We start from the raw sequence: 23,001 nt of genomic DNA on the forward strand, positions 1-23,001 counted from the left end.
TGTGGGCTCGCTGATACGCGTAGGGAAGCGCCGGTAGTACGACGACTTGGAAGGGCATGTGCCGGAGGCAACGCGCAGAGCGCGGGGGCGATCGCGGCGAGGCGCCGCGACCGCCGGACGCGTCATGGACGGGCCATCGTCTCTTCCTGTTCCTCATCGCGCCGCGCCGCTCGGCCGTGGGCCATCCGGAACAGGCCGGGCAGCACCAGCAACGTGAGCAACGTCGAGGACACGATGCCGCCGATGACGACGGTGGCCAGCGGACGCTGCACCTCCGCACCCGTGCCGGTGTTGAGCGCCATCGGCACAAAGCCAAGACTGGCCACGAGGGCCGTCATGAGCACCGGCCGCAACCGCGTCAGCGCGCCTTCGGTGATGGCCTCGTCCAGGCTTCGGCCCGCCTGCATGAGGCTTCGGATGAAGCTCACCATGACCAGGCCGTTGAGCACGGCGACGCCCGACAGCGCGATGAAGCCCACCCCGGCGGAAATCGACAGAGGGATGTCGCGCAACCACAGGGCGAGCACGCCGCCGGTCAGCGCCAACGGCACCCCGCTGAAAATGACCAGCGCATCGCGGAACGATCCGAAGGCCAACACCAGCAAACCCAGGATCAGAATCAAGGTCACGGGAACGACGATCATCAGGCGCTGGCTGGCGGACTGCAGCTGCTCGAAGGTGCCGCCGTAGCCCAGCCACACGCCCGTCGGCAACTTCACCTGGCTGCGGATCACCTGCTGGGCCTCGGCCACGAAGCCGCCCAGATCGCGGCCGCGCACGTTGGCCGTGACCACCAGCCGACGCTTGCCGTTCTCGCGGCTGACCTGGTTGGGGCCGGGCGCGATCTGGAGGTCGGCGACCTCCGAGAGCGGGATGTAGCCCGACTGAGGCAGCGGAATCGGCAGACGTTCCAGCACGCGCAAATCTTCGCGGCTGGCTTCCGGCAACCGCATCTGGATGGCGTAGCGCGCGTCGCCTTCGAACACCTGCCCGACTTCGCGACCGCCGATCGCCGTGGCAACGGCGGCCTGCACGTCGGCCAGCGAAATGCCCAGGCGTGCCAAAGCGTCGCGCTTGGGTTCCACCGACAGCACCGGCAGGCCCGTGGCCTGCTCCACCCGCAGGTCGGCGCTGCCTTGAACGCCCTTGAGCACGGCGGCGATCGCGTTGCCCGTGGCGAGCAGTTGATCCAGATCGTCGCCGTACACCTTGACCGCGAAGTCCGACCGCACGCCCGAGATCAGCTCGTTGAAGCGCAGTTGGATCGGCTGGCTCATTTCGTAGGCGTTGCCCGGCAACTGCTCCAAGGCTTCCTGGATTTCGGTCGCCAACGCGGTTTTGCTCTTGTTGGGATCGGGCCACTGATCCTGCGGCTTGAGCATCACGTAGCCGTCCGAAATGTTCTGCGGCATGGCGTCGGTGGCCACCTCGGCCGTACCCGTGCGGGCGAAGGTAGTCAGCACCTCGGGAAACTCCATCAGGCGCCGCTCGATCTGCTTTTGGAACTCGACGGACTGGGTGAGGCCGGTGGCCGGAATCCGCAGCGCCTGCACCGCCAGATCGCCCTCGTTGAGGTTGGGCACGAACTCGGTACCCATGCGCGAGGCCAACATGCCGCACAGCACGACGAGCGCAGCAGCAGCCGCGACGAAGATCAGCCGCGCACGCAGAGCCACCGTCAGCAAAGGCTCGTACACGCGTCGGATGGCGCGCAGGAAAATGCTTTCGTGTTCCTTCACGGGACCGCGGAACAGCAACGCGACGCCCGCCGGAATCAGGGTCATGGACAGGAACAGGGCCGCGACGAGCGCCATCACCACCGTCTGCGCCATCGGGTGGAACATTTTTCCTTCCACGCCTTCGAGCGCAAAAATGGGCAAATACACCGCCGTGATGATGCCGATGCCGAACAGGCTCGGCCGAATCACTTCCGCGGTCGCCTCGTAGACGAGTTGCAGGCGGTCTTGCACCGACAGCTGGCCGTGGCCATGACTCGCCTCGGAAAGCCGGCGCAAGCAGTTTTCCACAATGATCACCGCACCATCGACGATCAAGCCAAAGTCCAGCGCCCCGAGGCTCATGAGGTTCGCCGACACACCGGTCTCGACCATGCCCGAAATGGTCATCAGCATCGCAATCGGAATGACCATCGCCGTGAGCAACGCGGCGCGCAGATTTCCCAGGAGCAGGAAGAGAATCACCACCACCAGCAGCGCACCCTCGACGAGGTTTTTCTGCACCGTCGAGATGGCTTTGTCGACCAGCTTCGTGCGGTCGTAGACCGGCACCGCCTTGACGCCTTCCGGCAAGCTGTCGTTGACGATTTCCAGCTGTTTGGACACGGCTTCCGACACGGTGCGGCTGTTGGCCCCGAGCAGCATGATCGCCGTGCCCAGCACCGTTTCGTGGCCGTCGCGTGTGGCTGCACCGGTGCGCAGTTCCTTGCCGATCCCCACCTCCGCCACGGTACCCACGGTGAGCGGAACACCGTCGCGCGTGGCGACGACGATGCGCATGAGGTCTTCGGCGGTACGAACCTGGCCGGGTACGCGTACCAGCAGCTGCTCTTTGTTCCGCTCGATGTAGCCGGCGCCCTGGTTGGCGTTGTTGCGTTCAACCGCCTCGGCAACCTGGTCGAACGTCAGGCCGTAGGCCAGCAGCCGGGCCGGGTCGGGCATGATGTGGTACTGCTTCGCCCAGCCACCGATGCTGTTGATTTCCGTGACGCCCTGCACCTGCAGCAGCTGCGGACGAATGACCCAGTCCTGCAGACTGCGCAACGCCGTGGGGTCCCACGGGCGCCCGTCGGGTTGGCGCGCCGAGTCGTCCGCTTCCACGGTGTAGAGGAAGATTTCCCCCAAACCCGTGGCGATGGGTCCCATCGCGGGCTCGATGCCTTCGGGCAGCCGGCTGCGTGCCTGCTGCAGGCGTTCGTTGACGAGGTTGCGCGCAAAGTAGATGTCGGTGCCGTCGTCGAAGACGACGGTGACCTGCGACAGACCGTAGCGCGACAGCGAGCGGCGGTAGCTCAGATGCGGCAGTCCGGTGATGGCCGTTTCGATCGGCACCGTGATGCGCTGCTCCACCTCCAGCGGTGTGTAGCCGTCGGCCTGCGTGTTGATCTGTACTTGGACGTTGGTGATGTCGGGCACGGCATCGATGGGCAACCGGCCGTAGTGATAAACGCCCAGGGCAATGAACCCGAGCATCAACACCATGACCAGAACACGGCGTGCGATGGCGATGCGAAGAATGGCCTCGATCATGAGCGCGATTCCTGCGACGCACGCCCGTAGGAGGTTCGGTTAGTGACCATGTTCGGCCCCTCCCTTGCCCTGCTCGGCCTTGAGCACAAAGCTGCCTTCGCCGACCACTGGGTCGCCAGTGCTGATGCCTTCGAGGATTTCGACAAAGCGCCCGTCGTTGCGGCCGGTCTTCACCGGTCGAGGCTCCAGTCCATCGGCGTCGTCGACGAACACCGACAGCCCGCCCTCATCCAGTTCCTGCAGCGCGGCGACCGGCACTGCCAGCGGCACGTCGGTCTTCCCGACCGAAACTTCGGCGCGCACGAAGAGCCCCGGGGCCCATTGACCTTCCGCGTTGTCGAGCAGGACGCGAGCGGTGATGGTCTGGGTCGCGCCGGTACCCAGCGGCGATACGAACACGATCTTGCCATCGCCCGTCAGGCCGCCGTCGGTGGCGCTCACGCGCACGTCCTGCCCCATGCGGACGCGTGCGCGGTCGCGCGGAAACAGTGACAGTTCCACCCACACGCTGCTCAGATCCGCCACGGTGAAGAGCGGTGCGGTCTCGGCCTGCTCGCCGGGGTTGGTCAGGCGTTCGGTGATGACGCCGGCGAGCGGACTCGTCGTCGTGTAGACCTGTAGGCTCTCGTTGCTTTCCACGCTGGCCAGCGCCTGACCCTGTCGGACGGCATCGCCCACCTTCACAGCGACGCTCCGGACCACGCCAGGAAACCGCGCCGTCACACTGCGCATGCGCTCGGCGTTCGGCTTGACCACGCCGTAGAGCGGCACGCTTTCGATCAACGAGGCGGGACCTGCCGGCGCGACGACCAGGCCGGCGGCCTTGCGGGCTTCCGGGGTCAGCTTGATCGCCTCGGCATGACCGCCTTCTTCGCCGTGTTCGGCTTTGCCGGCGGCTTCATGGCGGTCGCCTTCCTTGTGCCCTTCGGACTCGTCGTGGGCGTCGCCCGTCTCGTGGCCCTTCGCATCGTCGTGTGCATGCCCCTTCTCGTCGGCGTGCGCCTCGGGCGGTGCCTTTTCAGCACCGCCGCACGCCGCAAGGCTCAGGGCAATCAACAGCAGGGTGGTGGAACGCAGCAGCGGCTTCATGGATTGGTCCTTGCGGTGCTCAGACCGGTGCCGGTGAGGCGCTCGATCTCGATCAGGGTGAGGTGGTACTGGGCCGCCGCCGCGATGCGGTCGCGCTTGACCGCGAGCAGCTCGCGCTGGGCATCCACGAACTCGATGTAGCCGTAGCGGCCACGTTCGTAGGCGTATTCCGTGCTTTTCAACGCCGACTCAGCGCTTGGGAGCGCACGGGCCGACAGCGCTTCGACTTCGCGGCGGCGGTCCACCAGTTCCTGGTAGTAGCCGAACAGCCCCGTCCGAGCTTTCACCAACGCGGCCGCGCGATCGGCGTCGGCGCCCGAACGCCGCGCCTCCGCTTCAGCGATGGTTCCCTGGTTGCGGTTGTAGACGGCCAGCGGCACGCCGACCGAAAACATCAGCGCGGTGTCGCCCGATGCCTGCAAGCGGCGCAGACCCACGCCGACCTCGATTCCCGGCCGTCGGTTGGCGATGGCCAACGTGATCTCGGAATCGCGCAACCGGGCTTCGCTCAGGTAGCGCGTCAAATCCGGGGTGTTCTCCAGGTCGGCCAGCAGCGAGGGGTAGGCACCGATGGTCGGCAGCGCGTAGAGGTCCGCGGCGAGGGTTTCAAAGTCGGGTTCGGTCGCGCCCCACGACGCGGCAAGTTCATACCGCGCGGTCTTGAGCTCGTGCTCCGCGTGCGCGTCGTCGTTGCGCGCGCGCTCCAGCGCAACGAGTGCGCGCTCCTGCTCAGCCACCGGCGACTTGGCTGCCTTGACGCGGCGATCCACCGCTGCCGACGTCTTTTCCGCCAGTTCCACCGCCTGGTGCGTCAGGGTGTGAAACTCCTGCTGGCTGACCACCGCCACAAAGCGCCGCGCGGTTTCCGCCACAACGTCCAGCCGCCGCACGTGCCCCTCGACTTCGAGTATTTCCCGCTCGCCCCGGGCGACCGCAACGCGCTTATCGCGCAGGCCGCCGAGTTCGATGAGCTGGCTCAGCGACAGACTGAGCTCGGCCGATTTGAACGACCGCACCTCGCCGGTACCCAGCACGTTTTCCAGCGACCCGGACAGCGTCGGGTTGGGTTTCAGCCCCACCTGCGTGATGCGGCCGTCCTGAGCCTTCAGTACGTACTGATACGCGGACAAATCGGGGTTGGATTCCAAGGTGCGCTGCAGCGCATCGCGCAGCGTCAGCCCGGATTCCTGAGCCATCACGGGGGTGGCCGCGACCAGCCAAACCGCAGCGAGAGCGGCCCACCGTCGGAACGCAAATCGGAAAAACATAGATACTCCGGTACGAATGGAAATGTGGTTCGGACGCGCGCTTGCGCGCCCCTAAAAAAGTCATGCCGCCTTGCGGTCGCGGAACGCGAGCAGACGCAGGGCGTTGGCGACGACCAGCAAAGTGGACCCCTCGTGGAACAGGACGGCCACGCCCATCTGCATGCCGAACATCGTCGCGGGGATCAGAAAGGCGACCATGCCCAGGCTCGCCCACAGGTTCTGGCGGATGATTCGCCGCGACTGCCGGCTCAGGCCGATGACGAACGGGAGGTGTTCGAGCCGGTCGGCCATCAGCGCGACGTCGGCCGTTTCCAAGGCCACGTCGGACCCGGCCGCGCCCATCGCGATGCCCACGGAAGCCGCAGCGAGCGCAGGCGCATCGTTGACGCCATCGCCCACCATCGCGACTTCGCCGACGGCCCGCAGCTTCTTGATCTCGGCGACCTTGTCTTCGGGCATGAGGTCGCCGACGGCGCGCTCCAGCCCCACGCTCGCCGCGATGGCATCGGCCACGCGCTGGTTGTCGCCGGAGAGCATGACCATGGTGCTCATGCCCAGCGCACGCAGTCGCTCGATGGCGTGGCGCGCGGCTTCGCGCGGCGTGTCCATCAGACCGATGGCGCCGAGGTAGCGATCGCCGTGGCGCAGCGCGAACACGGTGCGCCCCTGGTTTTCCAACGCTTCGATGCGGCCAGCGAGCGAGACGGGGATACCCGGACCCTCGATCTCACTGAAGAGCATTTTTTTTCCGAGGTGGACGGTCTTGCCTTCGACGTTCGCTTGCAAGCCGCGGCCGGTCAGGCTCTGCAGATCGCTGGCCACAGGGATCGGCGTTTCCGACAGCCGCTGCGCCCCGTCGCGCACCACGGCGGCGGCCAAGGGGTGGTCGCTCAACCGCTCCACGGCGACCGCCACGCGCAGCAGTTCGATTTCGCTGACGCCCTCGGCCGGCGCGACGTCGGTGACGCGCGGTTTGCCTTCGGTCAACGTGCCGGTCTTGTCGAACGCGAGCGCGTGCAGCACGCCCAGGCGTTCGAGCGGGCCACCGCCTTTGATCAGCACGCCGCCGCGGGCAGCACGGGCTACGCCGCTGAGCACGGCGCTGGGTGTGGAGATGGCCAACGCGCACGGGCTGGCGGCCACCAGCACGGCCATGGCGCGGTAGAAGGACGCACTGAACGGTTCGTCGATGACCACCCAGGCGAACATCAACAGCACCGCCAGCGCGAGAACGGCGGGCACGAAATAGCGTTGGAAGCGATCCGTGAACAGTTGCGTGGGCGACTTCTGCGCCTGCGCGGAGCGCACCAGTTCGACCACCCGGGCCAACGTGCTCTGATCGCTGCGGCGGGTTGTCTCCACCTCGATGGCCCGTTCGCGGTTGATCGTTCCGGCAAACACCCGATGCTCCGCCGGCAGCGCATCGCCCCGGCGCCGGGCTTCTTCGCGGCTCGCCACCGCGAGCTTGTCAACCGGAACGCTTTCGCCGGTGATGGCCGATTGGTCGATGCTGGTGGCGCCCAGAATCACAAAACCATCGACCGCCACGCGCTCGTCGGGTTTGACCACGACGACGTCGCCGATCTCGATGGCGTCGACGGCCAACTCAACCAACGTGGTTCCGCGGCGCACGAGCGCCGTTTCCGGGCGCAACTCACCCAGCGCTTCGATGGCGCGCCGCGCACGCCCCATGGCGTAGCTCTCCAAGGCATGCCCGAGGGAGAACAGGAACAGCAGCAGCGCACCTTCCGCCCACTGCCCCAGCGCGGCGGCGCCGGCGGCGGCGACCAGCATCAACGCGTCGATTTGAAGTTTCCGGGCGCGCAGATTTTCCCAGGCCTCCCGGACTGCGAAGAACCCGCCCGCCGCGTAGGCCCCGACGTAGAGCATCCACGCGGCGCGTGCGCCCTCACCGACGGACCGCTCGACGAGCCACCCGGCCAGCAGAAGCAAGCCGGCCAGAGCTGCCAGCAGCACCTCGGCGTAGCTGTTGGAGCCGTGGGCGTGCTCGTGGGCGTGGCCGTCGTCGGCGTGGTGTCCGGCCGTCTTTTGCGCCGGTGTCGTGTCGGTTTTCATGGGAATTCCTTGCTTGAAAGTCGGTGCGGGGTACCCGCGGCTTCAACCGAGCCGGATGGCCCTTAGGGCGGCGCGACGAACACCGCGGGATCGCCGGTGCTGCGCAGGGCTTCGACGGGCATCACGTAGACGCACCCGTTACCGAGCGTTCGGCCGTGGACGATGCGGTGGATGGCATCGACCACGGAGGTCAACGCGCCGTCGTCGCAGAGAATTTCAAGTTTGGCGTCGGCGACGCTCGCACTGCCCAGCTGAGGAAGATGGAAGCGCTCTTCGCCCACGACGGGCCAGAGCGCCGCCCTGATTTCCACAACGCTCACATCGCGCAACTTGAGAACACGCAGCGCATCGACGACCGCCGCGACGCTGTCGCGGGCGATGTACGCAAAAATAGCCTTCATGAAAGAACGTCTCCGACGCGGGCACCGCGCGCCAAAGGCACGAGGCATCCGCAGACACAGCGAGCGGGTGTCAACCGGACGAACGAGAACACGGCACGGAACGGCGCGCGTGCGTTACCGCTGCGGGGCAGTTGGCCCGCGTGCGGTCATCGGCATCCGGTGTTGGTGCCGGGCAAAAGCCCGGCGCGGAGAGATCAGGCGATCGGCGGCCGCAGGTGGTCGTCGCGCGGGGCGAGACGGAACGCGGCAGGCACGGGATCGAAGCGCAGCGAAACAGCCTTCAGTGCATGCACGACCGAGGCTGGGGGGGAGATCGGCATGACGTGCATGCACACGCAGTGGCAACCGCCGGCGCCATCGTGCCAACAACTCTCTGTGCTCGACTCGGCCGACACCACGGCCTGCGCTTCGCCAGCGTGCGGGTCAGCGACGGCCGCAGCTACCGCGGAAGAGAGCGACCCAGCGAGCTGATCGGTGGCGCACGCCGAAGCAAAGCCCGTCTTCACCATCACCAGGCACACAAACAACATCGCGGCGACGCGCAAATGGCGGCGAAGGAGGCTGAGGAGTGCAGGGGACGAACGGGGCATCTCAGCAATGTAGCGTGCGGATGCGCTGTTAGACAATCACAGAACGCGCAAGCGCTTGAAGTCGTTATGTTGTTTCGTTTGGAGCGATCCGTCGTGCCGCACAGGACTCAGGCCTGGACCTACAACGCACCGACTCAAAGCCTGAGCAACACCGGCACGCGGCGCGGGAGCTGTGCTCGTCCCCGGCTCCCACGTTTCGATGGCCGCAGGTGGGCGGCGAGCCCTGGAGCGAGCGAGCAATGCATGGGCTTCGCTGTTGATTCCAACATCTGCCGGCACCGCAACGGATGTAAGTCGGACGAAAGTGCCTCGCCACGAGACTGCCTGCGGCTGCGTCCCTCGCGCAGATCGGGATCGCCATCGTGCCGCGTTCATCACCCTCTGTTGCCGCACCGTCCATCGCCACGAAGACCGCCACCGGCGTTGCAACGGCATGCACGGGCTGGCGTTCCCATTTCCCAACGTACAGTTTTTCGTGGACCTCGGCGCGGACGTTGTGGCTTGTGCTGGCAACGGTGCTCCTCATTCGGCTGGCGACCTTAGGTCTGTATCCTTTGCTGGATCCGTCCGAAGCCCGGTACGCGGAAATGGCGCGGCGCATGCTGACCGACGGAGGGTGGATCACGCCGTGGTTCGCCACCGGCGATCCGTTCTGGGGAAAACCGCCGCTCGCGTTTTGGACCCAAGCTGCCAGCATGCAGATCTTTGGGGTCAACGAGTTCGCGGTACGTCTACCGGCGTGGTTGCTGCAACTGGCCACGTGCGGCCTCATGATTCGGATGGCCCGGGAAGAAGGCGATGAACGCGCCGGCGTTGTGGCCGCGATCCTCTTTTCCAGCAGCTTGCTGGGCGTCGTGGCCAGCGGTGCGGTGCTCACCGATCCGGCGCTGAACTTTTCCGCGTTCCTCGCCGGCTACGGCTTCTGGCGCGGGATGGCGCACGCGGACCGACGCGCCGCGATCTGGGGTTTTGTGGGGTTGGGGCTCGGCCTCCTCGCCAAGGGACCGCTGATCCTTCTGCTCGTCGGCCTGCCTGCACTGAGCTGGACCGTGCTCACCCGACGTTGGGCGCCGTTCGTTCGCTTGCCGTGGGCCTGCGGCGTGGGCGTCGTGCTGGCCATTGCAGTGCCGTGGTATGCCGTGGCGGAACTGCGTACGCCCGGTTTCCTCGACTACTTTTTGGTCGGCGAACACTGGAACCGGTTTTTGGTCAGCAACTGGGCGGGCGACCGCTACGGCGCGGCGCACGCGCAGCCCTGGGGAACCGTTTGGCTCTACCTCGTGGGCTCGTTTCTTCCGTGGTCGCTCCTGCTGCCCCTGATCTTCACCCGTCGGCATCGGTTGGCGGAAGGGCGGGAGTACACGCTGTTTCTCGCGTTGGTGGCGCTGACGACGCCGGTCTTCTTCACCGCGGCCGGCAACGTGCTGTGGACGTACGTACTGCCGGCTCTGCCGGCGTTGAGCCTGCTGCTGGCGCACGCGCTGCGCGACGAGGCGACGCTGCCCAGCTGGCACTGGACGACCGCGCTGGCGTTGCCGCTCCTTTTGTTGCTCGTCGTCGTGGACGGCCGACTGCTGGAGCGCAGCGAGAACCAACGCGGCGTTGTTGCCTTGTGGAACGACCACGCACGGCACCAGACAGGTCCGCTCTACTATGCCACCACCCGTTCCTACGCGAGTGAGTTTTACAGCGCGGGCGCTGTCCGCACCGCAGAGAAAGCCTCGGCCCTGCCGCGCGACGGGCTGTTCTACGTCGCGCTGAAGGACAGCCGCAGGAGCGGCTGGCAGTGGCCGGACACCTTGCGGTGCGAGGACGTCGGCAGAACCAGCAAGACGGTGCTGTTCCGCTGCTGGGCGCCGCAGCCCGGCGGACTGGACGAGCTGGCGCAACGCCACGCGTCGACCGAGGCCGCCGCCAAGCGACCCGGCGGCAGTTAGACGAACCGGCAGGCGGCGACAGGCAACGGCATCCCCGACGAGCTAAACGATCGTGCAGGCCGCATCCGCACTGGGAGAAACCGGAAACACACGCCCTGGCTTCGCCTCGGCCACGAAGTGCTGCTGGACCGCCTCCCATTCCGCACGCGGCACGAGCACGCCGTTGTCGATCGACCAAGCACCGCCAGGTTGGCGCACTCCCGAAACGAACGGCCGCAGGTATTGAAGGACGTAGCCCGTCGTCCAGATGAAATCGCGGCGGCCCGCATGGAGGTAGAAGTTGCTCCATCGGTAGATCTTGGCGATGTCGTGGCGGTCGACCGCGAAGACGGCCGACGGACAATGCAGTTCGATGGCCGCCAACACATCGGTCATGGAAATCGGCACGATGCGTTGGTTGGCAGAATCTTCGTAGGCGTACACGCGGAACGCCGCCCGCAGCCGTGTTTCGATCGCCACGCGCAGGATGGCGATGCCGACGAACGGGGCGCGATCGATGTGCGTCAGCAGCGAATACCGTCCGTAGGTCATCTGCTCGGCCGCTTTGTAGATTTCGAACGGCATGTCGAATCCCGTGCGCCACGCACCGTAGACCCCCGGGCACTTGAGCACGCAGGCGGCGGCTTGCTCCAGCAACACCAGTGCGTCGTTCAGGAGATCCCGCAACCCCTCGCGCAGTTCGTACCGGCTCGCGTCGGCGAAGCGCTCCATCGCACCGAAATCCGCCGCGGCAATCACCCGGGTGTAGCGCTCTGCCTCGGCCGCGAACATCGCGGTTTGCGCGTGGTAGAAGCGGTGCGTGGTGAGCAGCGACGCCTGCTCGTGGGCGGTCGTGGCCAACCCCTTGCGGACGGCATCGCAGGGCTTCAGGTCCGTCAGACGCTGCATGCCCAGAACGCCCGCCATTTCTTTTTTCACGCACGCGATGCCCTGGTCGCCCAGCCACGACGACACGGCCACCAACGTGCCGGCATCGGCCGACGCCAAAGCGTCCAGGTTGCTTTCAAACGATGCGTTGGGCATGACCCGTTCTCCCCCGATCGCGCCCGCTGTGCGGCGCGGCAGCGCAAGCATCCGCAAACCGTGGGCGGTTCGTGTGAAACGGCCTGTAAACCGGTTGTAAGCCCACCGATTCTTAAACTGGTCGGTGCCCCGCGATCCGTCATCCGCCGACACCCCAACGCGCCGCGCGACGGCCGGTCCACCGATCTGGATGGCGCTGTGGTTGGTCGTCGTTCCGATCGCGCTGTTCCAACACAGCCCCCTGCCCTGGGCGTCCACACGCACCCTCGGCATCGCGTGGGAAATGTGGAATCAGAACCAGTTCCTGGTTCCGCTGAGCAACGGACGGCCGGATCCCAGCGCGATGCCGCTGATGTTCTGGCTGGTTCACGCCGGCTGGGCGGTCGCCGGCGTCAACGACGTCTGGCCACGGCTGCTCCAGGCCGCGCTGGGCCTGTGTTGGTTGGCGCTCAGCGCGGCCCTGGCCCGTCGGGGGGCGTCAACGAGCGGCGCCGTCGCCCAATGGGTGCCTTGGATGCTCGTCGCCATGGCCTTGCCCCACCTCGCGGTGCTGCAGATCACCGAGGACCTGCTGACGGCGGTCTGCGCGGTCGGCGCGTTTTACGCGCTCAGCGGCCGGCCGGCCTGGTGTGCGTTCGTGCTGGCGCTGAGCGCGGGGCTCTTGGCCACCGGCCCCCTCATGCTGGGCTACGTGGCGGTTCCGCTGCTTCTGGGACCGTGGTGGAACGCGGCGGCGCAGGAAGACAGCCGGCGGTGGTACCGGCGGGCGCGGCTGTCCGTCGTCTGCGCGCTCGGGCTGTTCCTGGCGTGGGCCGGGAGCGCGGGCGCGGTCGGCGGCGCCGGCTACCGTTTGCGGCTGATGACGGCGGAGATCGCGCAGACGGTTGCGGACACCGGTCCCACCCTGCAGTCACCGGCGTTCGCCGCGGTGCTGGCCGCCCTGCTGTTTCCCTGGATGCTGTGGCCGCGCCTCTGGCGGGCGGTTCTGAGCGCGCGGGGCACCCCAGGCTCGGCCCACCGCTTCGCCGTGGCGGTGGTGGCGCCGGGCTTGGTGATGGCGGTGGTTGCTCCCGGGGCGCAGCTTCGGAGCGTCGTTGCGGTCCTGCCGGTGGCCTGCATCGCCCTGGTCCACGCGCTGGCCCACCAGGACGCGCAAGGGGGCGGACGCCGCCGTGCGTGGGGACCGTGGCCGATTGCCGTGCTGCTGGGGGCTGCGGGGATCTCGCTGGCGTGGCTGGTCCCGCTGCTGGCGTCGCGGCCCGCGCCTCCAGCCTGGCTTCAGGACCTTGCGTCCCACGGTGCGGGCCTCGGGATGATCTTCGCGGTCTTCGGGGTTCTGCTGCTCGCGCTCCCGCGCGGGACAGGCGCCCAGATGCGTACCATCGCCACCGTCGCGTTCCTGAGCCTAGCAGTCTGCCACGGGCTGTTCGCGTGGCTGTTCGCACCGTTTCTGGACGTGCGGCCGGCTGCAGAGTTGCTGGCCCGCGCGGCCCGCGCCGGGCAGCCCGTCGCGCAGGTGGGCCGCTACCGGGAAGAACTGCACTTCTACGCCCGCCTGCAACAGCCGGTGGCGGAAATCGCGGAAACCGAGGTGCTGGAATGGGCTCGGGCGCACCCGACCGGGCTCCTCGTGCACCGCACGCCGCGCGGGGCGGATGCCCTGGGTGCGGGCGCGCTGTATGCGCGTCCGTTCGGACGGCACTGGATGGTGGTTTGGCCTGCAGCATCGTTCCTCACCCCAGCGCCAGCAACCACCGCAGCGCATCCGGTAGGGGCCGCTGCGGTGTCGCCGGCCGGCGCTTCCGTTGGGCTGTGAAAGGGTCCGGCGTTCTCGTAAGGGGCGCTCCGAACAGGACGCTGACGCCGTTCCATCCCGCGCCTGCACCGCGGCTCGTGGTGGACGTGGGAGCACCGGCGCCCGATCGTGAACCCCACGTGTAAATCCGTTGTAAGCGAGCTGCTGCCTACACTGCGCCGCCTCACCGACGCCCACGGCCATGCGACCGGCTTCGTACCGTTTTCTTCCTCCGGCCTGGTTGGCCCTCTGGCTGAGCGCTGCGCTGTGGGCCATCTTCCAGCACGGCCCGCTTCCCCTCTACTCGACCCGCACGCTGGGCGTCGCGTGGGAGATGTGGAACCACGCTGAGTTCCTTGTGCCCCACATCAACGGGCAGCCTTACAGCCACAAAGTGCCGCTGCTGTTCTGGTTGATCCACGCGGGGTGGGCCGTCGGTGGCGTCAACGACGTTTGGCCGCGCGTTCTCCAAGTGATGATCGGTGCGGGCTGGTTGGCGATGGCCGCACGGCTGGCACGTCGGGTATACGCGGGAAAGCCGTCGGCAGCGCACCTCGTACCCTGGCTCTTGATCGCCCTGCCCTACCCGTTCCTGTTTGGCCTGCAGATCATGTACGAGGTGCTCCTGGCCCTGTGCGTGGCCGCCGCGCTGTGCGCGTTAACGGGCCGGCCGCGGTGGGGCTGGTTTGCGCTGGCCGTTGGTGCGGGCCTCCTGGCCAAGGGACCGGTGATGCTCCTGCACGTCGTCTTTCCATGGCTCCTGGGCCCGTGGTGGAGCGAAGCCGCGCGGGCCGATCGCCGTCGGTGGTACGGCCTGGGCGGTGTGGCGTTGGCGGCCGGCACGGCCCTGCTGTTGGCGTGGGCCATCCCCGCCGGGTTCGCCGGCGGCGACGACTACCGTCGCGAACTCTTCTTCATGCAGACCGCCGGCCGCGTGGTCGACAGCTTCGATCACGCGCGCCCACTGCTGTGGTACCTGCCGATGCTCGGCGTGCTGATCCTCCCGTGGATCGCGTGGCCCCGGGTGTGGCGCGCGGTGGCGAGCGCGCGCGGCCCGGTGAACGACAGCGAGCGTTTCGCCATCGCTTGGGTCGTTCCAACCTTCGCCGTGTTCTGCCTCGTGTCGGGCAAGCAGGTCTACTACCTGTTGCCGCTGCTCCCGGGCGCGATGATGCTCTTGGCAGCCGCCCTCCATCGGCAGCAAGCGCGCGTGGCCGGCGGTGGCCGCCGCTGGCGCGCGTGGCCGATCGCGCTGGGCCTGCTCGGTGCCGGTGGGGTTCTTGCGGTGTTGCCCATCTGGCGTGCGCACGCGCTGGAGGTCCCCCACTGGGTCGCCGATGCCTACGCGGTTGCGCCGTGGGTCGCGGTGGTCTTCGCCGCGCTGAGCCTGGTGGTCCTTCTGGGCAGTCCGAGCCGCGAACTCCAGCGGGTTGCCGCGGCCACACTCGTGGCAACGACCGCGGCGCACACGCTGTTCGCGTCCGCCCTGTTCCACCACTTCGACCTGCGGCCGGTGGCGGCCGTGCTGGCGCGCGCCGAAGCCAACGGCCAAGCCATCGCGAACGTGGGCCGCTACGAGGCCCAGTTTCATTTTCTCGCGCGCCTCAACAGACCGGTTGAAACGATCGAGGAGTACGGCATCAGCACGTGGGCGACGGCGCATCCGGACGGGGTGATCGTCCGCTACCCGGAACGCAGCGACGAAACCGCCGCGCGCAACGCGCTGCTGGTTCAACCGTTTCGGTCGCGTCGGATCGAAGTGTGGAACGCACCGGCGCTCGCGGCGGCTCAGCGCAGCGGCGACGCAGAAAAAGATAGCTCGAACCAAGGTGAGTAATGGACGGCGGTTCTTCGTCGCGAGCGCTTCGAAACAGCCACTGGCGGTAGCGCACGCTGATCGAGAATGTCCCCGCCGTCGATCCAGCGCGGTATGGAAACTTCACCGGCAGAGCTGCACTTGGAGTGCGGCTTCGACCGCGCGTTTGGCGCTTGCTGTTGGCCGGGTGGCTGGGCTGCCCTTCCTGGCCCGGCACGCGCTCGGCGCTTTATAGGTTCGACCCAGGCGTGTTCGCTCGGCGCTCCGCGTACGCCGCCGAAAGACGGGTGGCGCCGAGCGTCAAGGTCGTGATGACCGTTGCCAGCAACGCGAGCCCCAGGGCACCCAGACCGACGGTCACACCGATGGCCGCGGTCATCCAGATTCCGGCCGCTGTCGTCAGTCCGTGGATTTCCCGTTCGGACGCGAGTTTGAGGATGGCACCGCCGCCGATGAACCCGATGCCGGTCGTCAAGCCTTGGACAACGCGGGAGATGCCGTCCGACGACATGCCGCTTCCTTCGCAGGCGACCACGAACAACGCCGAGCCCAGAGAGACGAGCATGTGGGTTCTAAGGCCCGCGGATTTGCCCACGCTCTTGCGTTCCCAGCCAACGATGGCGCCCAGCATGGCCGCAGCCACCAAACGGATGATGACGTGGGCGAGTTGGCGCCCGTCGGGAAAGCCGGCAACCAGTTCGTCCCACAGCACGTCCATCGCATCCCCTCCAAAGCGCTTGTCGGTGATCGGCACAACCAACGCCGGTACCCACGCCGGTACCCACGCCGGTACCCACGAGGGTGCCTCGGCACGTTGGGCGCACGCTCGTTCGTTGCCGCCGCGTCGAGCCGTCGCGCACGCCGTTCACCGCGTGATCGGACACCTTGTGCCTTCCACGCATACAACGAAGTTTCTGCGGAACTTCACATTTGCCGGCCGCCACGTCTCGGAATCACGCCGACAGCAATGGAGCACGCGCTCGTGCTGGGCCGGTCAGGAACGGCAACGGAATGCTTGCTGTTTCTGCGTCGTTCTGAGTTTCTCGGCAGAAGATCACGCGCCCAAAGCACGAGGACGCTTCGAACCGCACCGCCGCGGAAAAGCGTGGGCCAGGCAGGTCCGAAGCGGTCTGAACGAGCCTTTCGCATGAGCTTGCGAGCATCGTCGGACGGTCGTAAGCTGAAATTGATTCGGTTCAGGCACGCTACCCCCATGCTCAGGAAGCCCGGAAAGAAGTCAACGACAGCACTTCGGACGATGGTTCCCCATCGATCGGCTGTATCGGTCGCGGCGCCAAAAAAAGCGCTGCGCTCGGTCATGCCGGTTGCCGACACCTGGTTGACCCCCCAGCAGATTCTGCTGGTTGAGGCTGAGGTGCGACGAGCTCACCCGGAGAAGCTCAAGCTGGCGGGAGCGCCGCTGATGAAAAGTCTCGGCCTCTGATGTGGAGGGGACACCGGCGTTGGAACCCGGCAGGCCGTTGCAAAAAGGTGATGTTGCGTGGTGCGAGTTTCCCTACCCGGGATTGAAGAAGAAACTGCATCCTGTCTTGATACTTCAAACTCTCATAGTGGAGAACGAGAAGAAGGGCGGGCACTACTTTGTCGTTGTTTCCGGCGGCACCAGCATTTACGGAGAAAACGGGCGGAGACGGCTCGGTAAAAAGCATGAGCTGCACGTCCAGAGCAGCGACCCCGAGTTTGAAGGAACCAATCTCGACCATCCGACCAAGTTCAGCTTGGCCGAACCGGAAATCGTCATCTTGCCCTACACCGCACCGATCTTCCGCCTTCGCGATCTCTGCGACGGCGGCAGCCCGGTGATCGGCCATCTTGACCTCACGACCCTCTCAATGAGAACGCGACTGAGGATCGCTTCTGAAGCTGTCGGCGGCCTCGACGAGGTTGTGGATCGAAAAATCGACGCGTACAACGCTAAACGCGGGAAAGATTAGATTGTGCGCATTGGTGGCCAAGGAGGCCCGAGGAGACTTGTTCACGCTCTGCGAACGACATCGGGGGCCACCCCAACGGGGTATTGGACGCCCCCCCCCGACAACGAGCCACAGCGCTTCCTCAAAGCTTGCCGGGGATGAGCAGGTCGGGCGCCAAACGTCGGAGCGCTTTTTCCGCCATGGAGAACCGAATCCGGAGTCACACCGACAGCCTGTTATGAGGGCGCACTTGCGCGAAGGGCGCCGCACCTCCACAGCAGCGCGAACGCTTGTTCCTCAGCGGCTTCGGCGTGAAAAAGCCGCTCCCGCAAATGCAGGACTCATGGATTCCGTGCCGGTCGTCGCCCTGGTCGCTTGCGTGAAGTCGAAGGGCCCAGCCGTAGCGCCCGCCCGCCGTTTGTATACCTCACCACTTTTCCGCGCGAGCGCCGCGTACGCCGAGCGCGTGGCCGACCGGTGGTTTATCCTGTCCGCCGAGCACGAGTTGCTCCACCCGGATCAGCAGGTGGCGCCCTACGAGCGGACTCTGACTCGGATGTCTGTCACCGAACGGGCAGCATGGGCCGTAGAGGTGCTGAACACCCTTCGACCGATGCTGAGTTCACCCATCCATCTCGTGGTGCTGGCGGGAACCGCCTATCGGGAGTGCCTTCTGGCACCGCTGCGGGACGCGGGCTGTTCGATCTCGGTGCCGATGGTGGGCCTTCGGTTCGGCGAGCAGTTGCGCTGGCTTGCGGAGCGAACACGGACCACCGAGTCAACCACCCCGAGCCCTGCGGGCCGGCATACGCCGAAAAAGTAAAAACCTGACCGGCCGCATTCAATGCTCCGAACCGCCCTCTTGGCATCGATCGGTGCATCATTTCCGCCATAAGGAAAGGGCAGGATGCAAGCCGCATCGCTGCCCCTGCGTCCGCCAGGCCGATCGGCTAGGAACCCCGGGTGGATTCCGACTTGCAGATCTGCGCGCACTGCTCGGCGTCGGACTTCGTGTCTTTATTGCACTGGACCTGATCCTTCTTGTCCTTCATGCACTGCTGATACTTGACCTGGACCTCGGCCCCGCATTTCTCGCACTTCGGGCCGGCCCACGCGGTCGATCCGGAAAGGATCAGGATCGCAGCAGCGAAAACGATACGACGAATCATCGGCATTCTCCCGTTTGCAGCAAAAGGAAATCGTTCCGTAGGGTTCGGTCACGCACCCTCGACCGCACGCCGTCTTCCCGACAGTCGATCCATCTAAAACTCATCGGCTTCCTTGCCCGTCGCGACGGCTAGCGGTCCACGTAGGGTGGCCCTGGCGCGGCGATCCTCGCACTCGCGCCGGGAGATCCGTCGCTGTAACGGCAGCTACGAAAGACTCGGAACGGGCGAACCGCCATGGACGATACGAACTACAGGAACGCGGCCCAGCAGCGGGTTCTGCTCACGCTGGCGTTCCTGGCGCAGCGCCCAGAAGGCGCGCTTCCGGGAGAAATCGCGCAGTCGCTGGGCACGCTCCCCAGCAACACGACCCGCGATCTGGCCAACTTGCGGTTGGTGGGCTGGGCGGTGGCGCGGGACGGACGTTGGTCCTGCTCCCCACACTTCATCGACTTGATGCGGCCGCACGATCGGACGGGCACGTAGCGACGTGTCCGTAAGGACGGCTTGCGCCGCGGGCGCCCGTGCGGGCGTACGCGCCGCCGAGCCCAGGGAACCAGGGCGCTACAGCGCGCCCCGCTCCGCCAGCGACACCACGCCGCCGGCGCCGACCACCAGGTGGTCGATCACCCGCACGCCGATCAGTCCCAACGCTCGCTGGAGCTCGTCGGTGATGAGGTGGTCCGACGCGCTCGGCTCGCAGACGCCCGATGGATGGTTGTGCGCCAGGACGACGGCGGCGGCGTTGACGTCGAGCGCGCGCCGTACGACTTCGCGGGGGTGGACCGCCGTGCCGTCCACGGTGCCGGTAAAGAGGCGTTCGATGCCGAGGATCCGGTGGCGCTGGTCGAGCCAGAGGACGTGGAACTCTTCGTGTTTGAGCGCGCCGAGCCGGACCCGCAGCAGTTCGGCAGCGTCCCGCGGTGTCCTGACGTGGCCCTGGCGTTCCAGCCGTCGCTGGAGGATGTCGTCGGCGGCCGCGAGGACGTCGGCTTCCGTGAGGACGCGGCGCGAGCCCTTGAGGCGGTAGCCGTCGTTGGTGCGGATCAGGATCATGGCGTTGCTCCCTCGGCGCCTGATGCGCCGGCGAGCCCGCCGCGCTCCGCTGACCCAAGACCCGGCGCACCCGAAGGGGCGAAACACCGTGGAGCACGCCCGCGTTGCGCCGGGTCTCAGCGGTGCCACAGTGCTCACCGTCCGGCGTGTTGGGCGTCGTGGGAACGTCTATGACCCTTCGCAGCAGCGGCGGTGGACGCGGCTGGAAACTGTTCGCCTCGATCAGCTGTCGTCCCCGCTACGCTGGTTGAACACGAGACGACTCGCCGCAGGTTGCCTCCCGGGATGGCGCCTCGACCGCGCCACCCGAGTCGGAATTTTCCGACACCGCTGCAGGAAAACGGCTGATGCTGCCCCGCCGGCAACCGGACACACTGTGACCGCTCCAAGGCCGTGGGCACGCGGTGGGCATAGGGAAGCCCGCATACGCTGCTGGACGAATGAAGCCCCACCTGACCGACGGAGCCAGGGACCTGCATGCGGCCGCGTGCGAGGTCCCGCCTTCTTGCGGCAGGAGTTTCGTGGGCCGGCATGGACGGCGGGAGTGCAGCCCGATGCGCCGATGTCTTGGTGCCCATACATACTGCATCGTCGGGCCCGTTTCTTTGTCCACTGAAACACTCGTGGACGGTCGGTTGCCCGTCTGGACTTTCCGAACTTTGCCCGACGGCTTGAGGAGCGACTGAAGGAGCAGCCCCACCGCCCACCGCGTCGGCGTAGAGCGGACGCGGGCACCAGTAAGACTTAGCGTTCCCAGTTCTTCCACTCATAATGCGCAACTACTCACATCACCCATGCGTATGGCAACGCTGCTCATCCCTCCCGCCAGGGGGTCTCGCTGGGAAAGCGTCCACGTCGACGACAAGCCTCATCGTCGGCACGTCCTTTACGACGAGACGTTGGACCTTGAGCGGCCCATCTACCGCTACATGCCTGCGGCGTATTTGCTTGAGTTTTTGCGCACAGGACAGTTTCATTTTTCGAGCGTTGCCTCGTGGCCGGACCCGTTCGAGCAGTGGTGGCATACCATTCTGTTTGCCGAAGGCTCGCCGCTTCACGATGCTCGGGCGTTTGCGTCGTGTTGGACGTGGCGCAGCCGCGACGAACGGTTCTGGCGCCTCTACGAAAACCGATGCGACCATCGAGACTCGGAAGGAATGCCGCTCGGGAGGGGGCCGCCGCCGGTTCGAATCCAGACCACTTTGAAAAAGCTCATCGATGCGGTGTGCCAGTCGCTTCCTGCGTTCGATGCCAAGGTGTTCTTCGCTCCGGTGGGGTACGCCATGACCGAGGAACTTCTTCGGTACCGGAACTCGTTGACCTCCGACCCAGCCGAGATTGCCCGCGAGGCGGCCCACGCGCTGACGTTCAAACGGTTGGCCTTCAAGTTCGAAAAGGAGGTGAGGGTCATCTGGATAGACCGTTCGCTCGAAGGGACATTCCGGCGCATGCCTCTTGACCCCAACGCATTCATCGAGCGGGTGATGATTGGACCGGTGCTTGAAAACGAGGTGGCACGCGCGGAAGCCGTGCGGCAGGAGTTAGGCAAGGCTGGCTTTCAGGGCGTCGTCCAACGCTCCCTCATCTACCGCGCTCCACCGCCCTGACAATGATCCGCTGACATAAGCGGGGACCCGGTGTTGGTTGTAGTATCGAACGAGGGCGGCCGCCGCCATGGTTTGGGGTGCGAGTCGCACCCGCCCGCAAGGTACTGGTCGCTTTGTCCTGGTCCCGGCCGCCCTTTTTATGCCCAAGACTTTCCTCGTCGACCTAAGTGCGTGTCAGACTGTGGCGCACCTCGCGGTCGCCCTCGGTGTTGACGAAGGCGTGCTGCGGCAACTCGCCGAACCCGATGCGGCCAGGTTCTACCGCAAGCACAGCATCCCGAAAAAGAGTGAACGAAGGAACAGTGAAAAACGCGAGGTTTTCGAGCCTAATAGCGACGAACTGAAGCAGGCCCATAAGACCATCCATCGACGTCTGGCCGACTACGCCTCGCACCGCGACCCTGCGTTTCCACCCGCATGTTGCTATGGGTTTGTTCGACGGCGTTCGACACTGGAGAACGCCGACCGCCATAAGGGAAATCGGCTGCTTCAACGCGCCGACATTGCTGATTTTTTCCCATCCGTTTCAAGAGTGCGGGCCGAGGCGGCTCTGAGGTCGATTGGCTTGTCGACCGAGTGCGCTGATGTCCTTGCTCGCGTGCTGTGCTTCAACGGCGCGTTGGTCCCCGGCCTCAGCGCGAGCCCGATGATGGCGAACCTCGTGTGCCGTGAACTCGACGCGCGTCTGTTGACTCTCGCGAAGGCATCCGGTGCAACGTACACGCGGTACGCGGATGACATCTCGTTCTCGGGCGACGCCGTCCCGCCCATCACCCTCATTGGCCGAGCGCTCGAAGCCGAGGGCTTTGCGCTCGCAGTCAAAAAGCAACGGTTGACCAAACGCGGCCAAGCGCATTTCGTCACTGGCCTCAGCATCCAGGACCCTCGCCGGCCGCACGTTCCGAAGAAAATGAAAGCGCGGCTGCGCCAGGAGCTCCACTACTGCGTGAAGTACGGCGTGCTCAATCATCTATTGCGCACAAGCCAAAAACTCGATGGCGGCGTCAACCGCCTCGACGGCCTCGTGCGGTACGTCTCCTACATCGAGCGCGACACGGCCTTCGATTTCCGAGAAGCCTGGCAACGTCTCCAGGTGCGGGACGACGTGTGGCCCACCGTGCCAACGGACCACAACAAGCCGCGGCGCCCGTATTTCGTCGCGGTCGACGAGAGCATCTTCGTTTCAAAAGGACGTCGGTACCTTGCGTTGGCGTTCGCTCTCTACGAGAACGAGGACGTCGTCAACGACGCTGTCGCCGAAGTTCGGGACGGCTATCTGGCGGACCCATTCACCGCGGGTCGCCGCGCAGTCATCGCCAAGCGGGGCCTTCATCATTCAGAGGCTCATCCCCAGCTCAAGGCAGCGTTCGTCGCTCGACTGCCCCGCCTTCCCATGCGCGTGCTGGTTGGGCTTACTGAAATCGGCGAGCACGACGGTGAAACCAAGACGCGTGCCTACTACCGCGTCTTCTGTTGGGGTGTCGAAAGCCTGTTCTTGCGCACGGATGGCGGCGAGCTGACGTTGCGTGTGGAGTCGGCTCCGTTTGTCTCGCAGGACGAGATGAGAAAAGTTGTCTCGGCTTACTATTCCCTCAGTACGTTCGCCGGCAAGCGAAGGCCGGCTGTTGAACCGTGTTTAAAGTTCGTCGACAAGAGTTGCCCCGCCGTCGCACTGCCTGACTTCATGCTCGGGGTGCTGGGTGCGTATCTGGAGGCGCGCGAGAAACCGACGGCGGCGGGCGACGCTGACGGGGTGGAACGTGGCCATTTTGAGCGCGTGCGGGACCGCTTCACGCTCATCCACGACCTCGACACCGGGAGGTACTACTCGCGGCGTGCGCCGTTTCAAGCGGACAGTCTTGATGACCGTTCGCGGCCGACCATCGTGAGGGCGCCGGTCGAGACGGCCAACGCCATTCCGATGCCACAAGCCTTGGACAAGCAAGATGCCGGTGGCGACCCAGGCTGAGCGTTGAC

At 66.1% G+C, this 23,001-nt stretch carries 19 protein-coding genes; 9 read left to right on the forward strand and 10 right to left on the reverse strand.

Going from position 1 to position 23,001, the window contains the following annotated elements:
* Nucleotides 1-122: 122 nt before the first annotated feature.
* The 6 genes from RUU78_RS01075 to RUU78_RS01100 form a co-directional block, all read right to left on the reverse strand.
* Nucleotides 123-3,266 carry a CusA/CzcA family heavy metal efflux RND transporter gene (locus tag RUU78_RS01075; protein ID WP_313912807.1) on the reverse strand — a complete coding sequence of 1,048 codons (3,144 nt, stop codon included), beginning with the start codon at nt 3,264-3,266 and terminating at the stop codon, nt 123-125.
* A 39-nt stretch (nt 3,267-3,305) separates the two neighbouring features.
* Nucleotides 3,306-4,355: an efflux RND transporter periplasmic adaptor subunit gene (locus RUU78_RS01080; RefSeq protein WP_313912809.1), complete on the reverse strand. Its 1,050-nt coding sequence runs from the start codon at nt 4,353-4,355 to the stop codon at nt 3,306-3,308.
* Nucleotides 4,352-5,551 carry a TolC family protein gene (locus tag RUU78_RS01085; RefSeq protein ID WP_313912811.1) on the reverse strand — a complete coding sequence of 400 codons (1,200 nt, stop codon included), beginning with the start codon at nt 5,549-5,551 and terminating at the stop codon, nt 4,352-4,354. The genes RUU78_RS01080 and RUU78_RS01085 overlap by 4 nt, the downstream gene beginning before the upstream one ends.
* Nucleotides 5,552-5,683: 132 nt before the next feature.
* Nucleotides 5,684-7,699, reverse strand: a complete 2,016-nt coding sequence (locus RUU78_RS01090) for a heavy metal translocating P-type ATPase (RefSeq protein ID WP_313912813.1) — start codon at nt 7,697-7,699, stop codon at nt 5,684-5,686.
* A gap of 62 nt (nt 7,700-7,761) precedes the next feature.
* Nucleotides 7,762-8,100: a P-II family nitrogen regulator gene (locus RUU78_RS01095; RefSeq protein WP_313912815.1), complete on the reverse strand. Its 339-nt coding sequence runs from the start codon at nt 8,098-8,100 to the stop codon at nt 7,762-7,764.
* A gap of 194 nt (nt 8,101-8,294) precedes the next feature.
* Nucleotides 8,295-8,690, reverse strand: coding sequence for a hypothetical protein (locus tag RUU78_RS01100; protein WP_313912817.1), 396 nt, complete (start codon nt 8,688-8,690; stop codon nt 8,295-8,297).
* Nucleotides 8,691-9,184: 494 nt separating this feature from the next.
* Between RUU78_RS01100 and RUU78_RS01105 the strand changes: the two genes are divergently transcribed.
* The gene (locus RUU78_RS01105; RefSeq protein ID WP_313912819.1) at nt 9,185-10,627 is read left to right on the forward strand and encodes a glycosyltransferase family 39 protein; all 1,443 of its coding nucleotides are present in this window, start codon (nt 9,185-9,187) and stop codon (nt 10,625-10,627) included.
* A 42-nt stretch (nt 10,628-10,669) separates the two neighbouring features.
* On the opposite strand, the gene RUU78_RS01110 is transcribed toward RUU78_RS01105, so the two are convergent.
* On the reverse strand, nt 10,670-11,650 hold the full coding sequence (locus RUU78_RS01110) for a hypothetical protein (RefSeq protein WP_313912821.1): 981 nt from the start codon (nt 11,648-11,650) through the stop codon (nt 10,670-10,672).
* A 190-nt stretch (nt 11,651-11,840) separates the two neighbouring features.
* Between RUU78_RS01110 and RUU78_RS01115 the strand changes: the two genes are divergently transcribed.
* Together RUU78_RS01115 and RUU78_RS01120 are read left to right on the forward strand one after the other, a co-directional pair.
* Nucleotides 11,841-13,466, forward strand: coding sequence for a hypothetical protein (locus RUU78_RS01115; RefSeq protein ID WP_313912823.1), 1,626 nt, complete (start codon nt 11,841-11,843; stop codon nt 13,464-13,466).
* Nucleotides 13,467-13,686: 220 nt separating this feature from the next.
* On the forward strand, nt 13,687-15,282 hold the full coding sequence (locus RUU78_RS01120; protein ID WP_313912825.1) for a glycosyl transferase: 1,596 nt from the start codon (nt 13,687-13,689) through the stop codon (nt 15,280-15,282).
* Nucleotides 15,283-15,490: 208 nt separating this feature from the next.
* Here the strand turns inward: RUU78_RS01120 and RUU78_RS01125 are convergent, their stop codons facing one another.
* Nucleotides 15,491-16,015, reverse strand: a complete 525-nt coding sequence (locus RUU78_RS01125) for an MgtC/SapB family protein (RefSeq protein WP_313912826.1) — start codon at nt 16,013-16,015, stop codon at nt 15,491-15,493.
* A gap of 459 nt (nt 16,016-16,474) precedes the next feature.
* Here RUU78_RS01125 and RUU78_RS01130 point away from each other — a divergent pair, with 459 nt between their 5' ends.
* The 3 genes from RUU78_RS01130 to RUU78_RS01140 all read left to right on the forward strand — a co-directional run bounded on the left by RUU78_RS01130 (nt 16,475) and on the right by RUU78_RS01140 (nt 18,018).
* Nucleotides 16,475-16,705 (forward strand): hypothetical protein, encoded by a 231-nt coding sequence (locus tag RUU78_RS01130; protein WP_313912828.1) that lies wholly within the window; start codon nt 16,475-16,477, stop codon nt 16,703-16,705.
* Between the two features lie 19 nt (nt 16,706-16,724).
* Nucleotides 16,725-17,216, forward strand: coding sequence for a hypothetical protein (locus RUU78_RS01135; RefSeq protein WP_313912830.1), 492 nt, complete (start codon nt 16,725-16,727; stop codon nt 17,214-17,216).
* 322 nt (nt 17,217-17,538) lie between these two features.
* Nucleotides 17,539-18,018: a DUF6884 domain-containing protein gene (locus RUU78_RS01140; protein ID WP_313912833.1), complete on the forward strand. Its 480-nt coding sequence runs from the start codon at nt 17,539-17,541 to the stop codon at nt 18,016-18,018.
* Between the two features lie 127 nt (nt 18,019-18,145).
* On the opposite strand, the gene RUU78_RS01145 is transcribed toward RUU78_RS01140, so the two are convergent.
* Nucleotides 18,146-18,364, reverse strand: a complete 219-nt coding sequence (locus tag RUU78_RS01145) for a hypothetical protein (protein ID WP_313912835.1) — start codon at nt 18,362-18,364, stop codon at nt 18,146-18,148.
* Nucleotides 18,365-18,598: 234 nt separating this feature from the next.
* Here RUU78_RS01145 and RUU78_RS01150 point away from each other — a divergent pair, with 234 nt between their 5' ends.
* Complete coding sequence (locus RUU78_RS01150; RefSeq protein ID WP_313912837.1) at nt 18,599-18,847, forward strand: hypothetical protein; 249 nt, start codon at nt 18,599-18,601, stop codon at nt 18,845-18,847.
* Nucleotides 18,848-18,925: 78 nt separating this feature from the next.
* On the opposite strand, the gene radC is transcribed toward RUU78_RS01150, so the two are convergent.
* Nucleotides 18,926-19,417 (reverse strand): DNA repair protein RadC, encoded by a 492-nt coding sequence (radC, locus tag RUU78_RS01155; protein ID WP_313912839.1) that lies wholly within the window; start codon nt 19,415-19,417, stop codon nt 18,926-18,928.
* Between the two features lie 800 nt (nt 19,418-20,217).
* Between radC and RUU78_RS01160 the strand changes: the two genes are divergently transcribed.
* Both RUU78_RS01160 and RUU78_RS01165 read left to right on the forward strand, forming a co-directional pair.
* Nucleotides 20,218-21,024 (forward strand): hypothetical protein, encoded by an 807-nt coding sequence (locus RUU78_RS01160; RefSeq protein WP_313912841.1) that lies wholly within the window; start codon nt 20,218-20,220, stop codon nt 21,022-21,024.
* Nucleotides 21,025-21,163: 139 nt separating this feature from the next.
* Entirely contained in the window at nt 21,164-22,993 is a 1,830-nt protein-coding gene (locus RUU78_RS01165; protein WP_313912843.1) for a reverse transcriptase family protein, read from the forward strand.
* Nucleotides 22,994-23,001 lie beyond the last annotated feature (8 nt).

The sequence above is a fragment of the Tahibacter sp. genome (assembly GCF_032229445.1).
GTDB lineage: Bacteria > Pseudomonadota > Gammaproteobacteria > Xanthomonadales > Rhodanobacteraceae > Tahibacter.

Coding starts and splice junctions, on each gene's coding strand:
- RUU78_RS01075 (WP_313912807.1), bottom strand. CDS start 3,266: ATGATCGAGGCCATTCTTCGCATCGCCATCGCACGCCGTGTTCTGGTC.
- RUU78_RS01080 (WP_313912809.1), bottom strand. CDS start 4,355: ATGAAGCCGCTGCTGCGTTCCACCACCCTGCTGTTGATTGCCCTGAGC.
- RUU78_RS01085 (WP_313912811.1), bottom strand. CDS start 5,551: ATGGCTCAGGAATCCGGGCTGACGCTGCGCGATGCGCTGCAGCGCACC.
- RUU78_RS01090 (WP_313912813.1), bottom strand. CDS start 7,699: ATGAAAACCGACACGACACCGGCGCAAAAGACGGCCGGACACCACGCC.
- RUU78_RS01095 (WP_313912815.1), bottom strand. CDS start 8,100: ATGAAGGCTATTTTTGCGTACATCGCCCGCGACAGCGTCGCGGCGGTC.
- RUU78_RS01100 (WP_313912817.1), bottom strand. CDS start 8,690: ATGCCCCGTTCGTCCCCTGCACTCCTCAGCCTCCTTCGCCGCCATTTG.
- RUU78_RS01110 (WP_313912821.1), bottom strand. CDS start 11,650: ATGCCCAACGCATCGTTTGAAAGCAACCTGGACGCTTTGGCGTCGGCC.
- RUU78_RS01115 (WP_313912823.1), top strand. CDS start 11,841: ATGGCGCTGTGGTTGGTCGTCGTTCCGATCGCGCTGTTCCAACACAGC.
- RUU78_RS01130 (WP_313912828.1), top strand. CDS start 16,475: ATGCTCAGGAAGCCCGGAAAGAAGTCAACGACAGCACTTCGGACGATG.
- RUU78_RS01140 (WP_313912833.1), top strand. CDS start 17,539: ATGGATTCCGTGCCGGTCGTCGCCCTGGTCGCTTGCGTGAAGTCGAAG.
- RUU78_RS01145 (WP_313912835.1), bottom strand. CDS start 18,364: ATGATTCGTCGTATCGTTTTCGCTGCTGCGATCCTGATCCTTTCCGGA.
- RUU78_RS01150 (WP_313912837.1), top strand. CDS start 18,599: ATGGACGATACGAACTACAGGAACGCGGCCCAGCAGCGGGTTCTGCTC.
- radC (WP_313912839.1), bottom strand. CDS start 19,417: ATGATCCTGATCCGCACCAACGACGGCTACCGCCTCAAGGGCTCGCGC.
- RUU78_RS01160 (WP_313912841.1), top strand. CDS start 20,218: ATGGCAACGCTGCTCATCCCTCCCGCCAGGGGGTCTCGCTGGGAAAGC.
- RUU78_RS01165 (WP_313912843.1), top strand. CDS start 21,164: ATGCCCAAGACTTTCCTCGTCGACCTAAGTGCGTGTCAGACTGTGGCG.